The 2,393-nt window shown below is 45.0% G+C and carries 3 protein-coding genes; all 3 read left to right on the plus strand.

Translation table 11 applies throughout. The features are described 5' to 3' along the window. The first annotated feature begins 9 nt into the window (after nt 1-9). Nucleotides 10-405, plus strand: a complete 396-nt coding sequence (locus tag QTO00_RS18085; RefSeq protein WP_331426019.1) for a PepSY domain-containing protein — start codon at nt 10-12, stop codon at nt 403-405. 15 nt (nt 406-420) lie between these two features. Further along, on the plus strand, nt 421-1,080 hold the full coding sequence (locus tag QTO00_RS18090; protein ID WP_038207554.1) for a response regulator transcription factor: 660 nt from the start codon (nt 421-423) through the stop codon (nt 1,078-1,080). Further along, on the plus strand, nt 1,070-2,393 hold a 1,324-nt coding region (locus QTO00_RS18095), incomplete at its 3' end, for an ATP-binding protein (protein WP_331426018.1). The genes QTO00_RS18090 and QTO00_RS18095, both read left to right, overlap by 11 nt.

Genomic DNA, 2,393 nt, shown 5'->3' on the forward strand with positions numbered 1-2,393 from the left:
GGTATGATTATGTTTAAACGTCCATTAGTCAGCCTGACAGCCTTGTTGGCATGCGTATGTTTCGCCTTTCCAACTTGGGCAAAAAAGCACTATCACGAAGATGGTCATGCATTAGTCCAAGACATTAATAAGCCGGGGACGAAAATCGAGTTCGATGAGGACCAAGATGAAGTCTATGATGCGGTACAAAAAGGCTACGTTCGCCCTTTTTCTGAAATGTTTGCTGCTGTCGAACGCGACCTGCATGGTCGTATCATACAGGTGGAGTTGGAAGAAGATGATGATATTTGGGTCTATGAACTTAAATTGAACCACAATAACAATATCATCAAGGTCGAGTACAACGCAGAAACCCTTGAAATGCTGCAAATCAAAGGCAGACACATTAAAGAAGCACTGAAATAATAGAAGATAAAGCTTATGAAAATTCTGGTCGTGGAAGACGAACCGCGTCTTGGTCAACAGATAGTCGAAACACTAGAACAGACAGGTTGGGTTCCAGAACTGTCCCAAGATGGCATTGATGCACTGTATCGTGCCACGTCTGAAGAGTGGGATGCTATCGTACTAGACTTAGGCTTGCCCAAGCTAGATGGTCTTACTGTTCTAAAAGGTATCAGAGACGAACACATCAATACCCCAGTCATTATCCTCAGCGCGCGTGACACATTAACCCAACGCGTGGAAGGATTAAACGCAGGAGCAGACGATTACTTAACTAAGCCTTTCGAAATGCTAGAGCTCATCGCGCGTATTCGCTCTCAGCTAAGACGAGCTTCAGGCAATGCTTCCCCAGTGATGCAGGTGGGTAATCTCAGTTTAGATACCCGTACTTCAAAGGTGATGTGGCAAGGCCAAGCCGTCAGTCTGACCGCCCTTGAGTACAAGGTTGTTTCTTATTTTATGCATAACCCAGAAAAGGTCATTTCACGCACAGAGCTTGTAGAACATATATACAAACAAGACTTTGACCGCGATTCAAATACCATTGAAGTATTTATTGGTCGTATTCGTAAAAAAATCGCACCAAAAGTGATCAAAACAGTGAGGGGCTTGGGGTATCAGCTTAATGCCGAATAACAAACGCTTGCTACTGAAAAGATTAAGTTTAAAAAGTCGCTTAGTCTTAGCGGCTATAGTTTGGCTAACCGCTATGGTTATTGCCGCTGGGGTAAGTGTGCCAAGCCAGGTGTTCAACTACATGACCGATGACGCTAAGTCTCAGCTATCCGTTTACATGGATGAGATTGCGGCCGCCATCGAAGCCGACAAATCTGGCAATCTGACACTCACCTCTAGCTTATCCGATCCACGCTTCAATCGCCCCTATAGCGGTCTGTACTGGTCAGCTCAAACCAAAACCGACCTACTTAGGTCACGCTCACTATGGGATCAACAGATAACATTCGACAACAAAGTCAAAGAATACGTTGGCGCTCGCGGTGAAAAGCTTATCTTCATCAAAACTAAGCTCTACTACCCTGATTATGATGGCCCTATTGATGTTCTGATTGGTGTTGATGAACAACCGATTGAAGACACAGTTCATGATTTGATGCGTCAACTTTGGATTATTCTAGCTCTACTCTACTTCGGTGTGCTTGCCGTGATCATGTTGCAGGTACAATGGTCATTGAGCCCACTCAGCAAGATGCAAAAAGAGCTAAGTCAGCTACGAAATGGGGACAAGACCAGTCTAGATGAAGACTACCCCAAAGAGGTCGCTCCGGTCGTTTCAGATCTCAATGCGCTGCTATTCCACTATCAAGAGTTACTTGATCGAGCAAGAAACCATGCCGGAAACCTATCCCATGCACTAAAAACACCACTTTCAGTGCTTAGAAATGAAATTTCCTCACTCGATATCCAAAATCGAGATCAGTTACTGCCGTCTGTACACCAAATTCAAAGCCAAATTGATTACCACTTGGGAAGAGCTCGTATGGCGGGCTCCAAAAACATTCTTTCTGTACGAGCCAACCCAGCAGAGCGTGTCGATGCGATCTCTATGGCCTTTGACAAAGTTTATGCCGAACGAGGCGTAACGTTAATTAACGAACTTGATTCAGAAATTGAAGTTGCTGTAGACCCTACGGACCTCGATGAGATGGTCGGCAACTTATTGGAAAACGCCTACAAGTGGTCTTCAAATATGATTCGAGTTCATTCCGTCGAGGGCGAACCAGGAACGATCGATATTATCATTGAAGACGATGGACCTGGCATTGCTGAGGAAGATATGCAACAGGTACTTAAGCGCGGAGTTAAGTTGGATGAAACGACGCCCGGCAGCGGCCTTGGCCTCAACATTGTCAATGAGATGGCTTACAGTTACCGAGGTAAGCTACAACTGGCTAATAGTTTAATTGGTGGACTTAAATCGACACTCACAC

It is taken from the genome of Vibrio sp. M260118, assembly GCF_036533755.1.
In the GTDB taxonomy this organism is placed as follows: domain Bacteria; phylum Pseudomonadota; class Gammaproteobacteria; order Enterobacterales; family Vibrionaceae; genus Vibrio.

Bases quoted from the DNA above. Each gene is read 5' to 3' on its own strand.
- QTO00_RS18085 (WP_331426019.1), top strand. From the start codon at position 10: ATGTTTAAACGTCCATTAGTCAGCCTGACAGCCTTGTTGGCATGCGTA.
- QTO00_RS18090 (WP_038207554.1), top strand. From the start codon at position 421: ATGAAAATTCTGGTCGTGGAAGACGAACCGCGTCTTGGTCAACAGATA.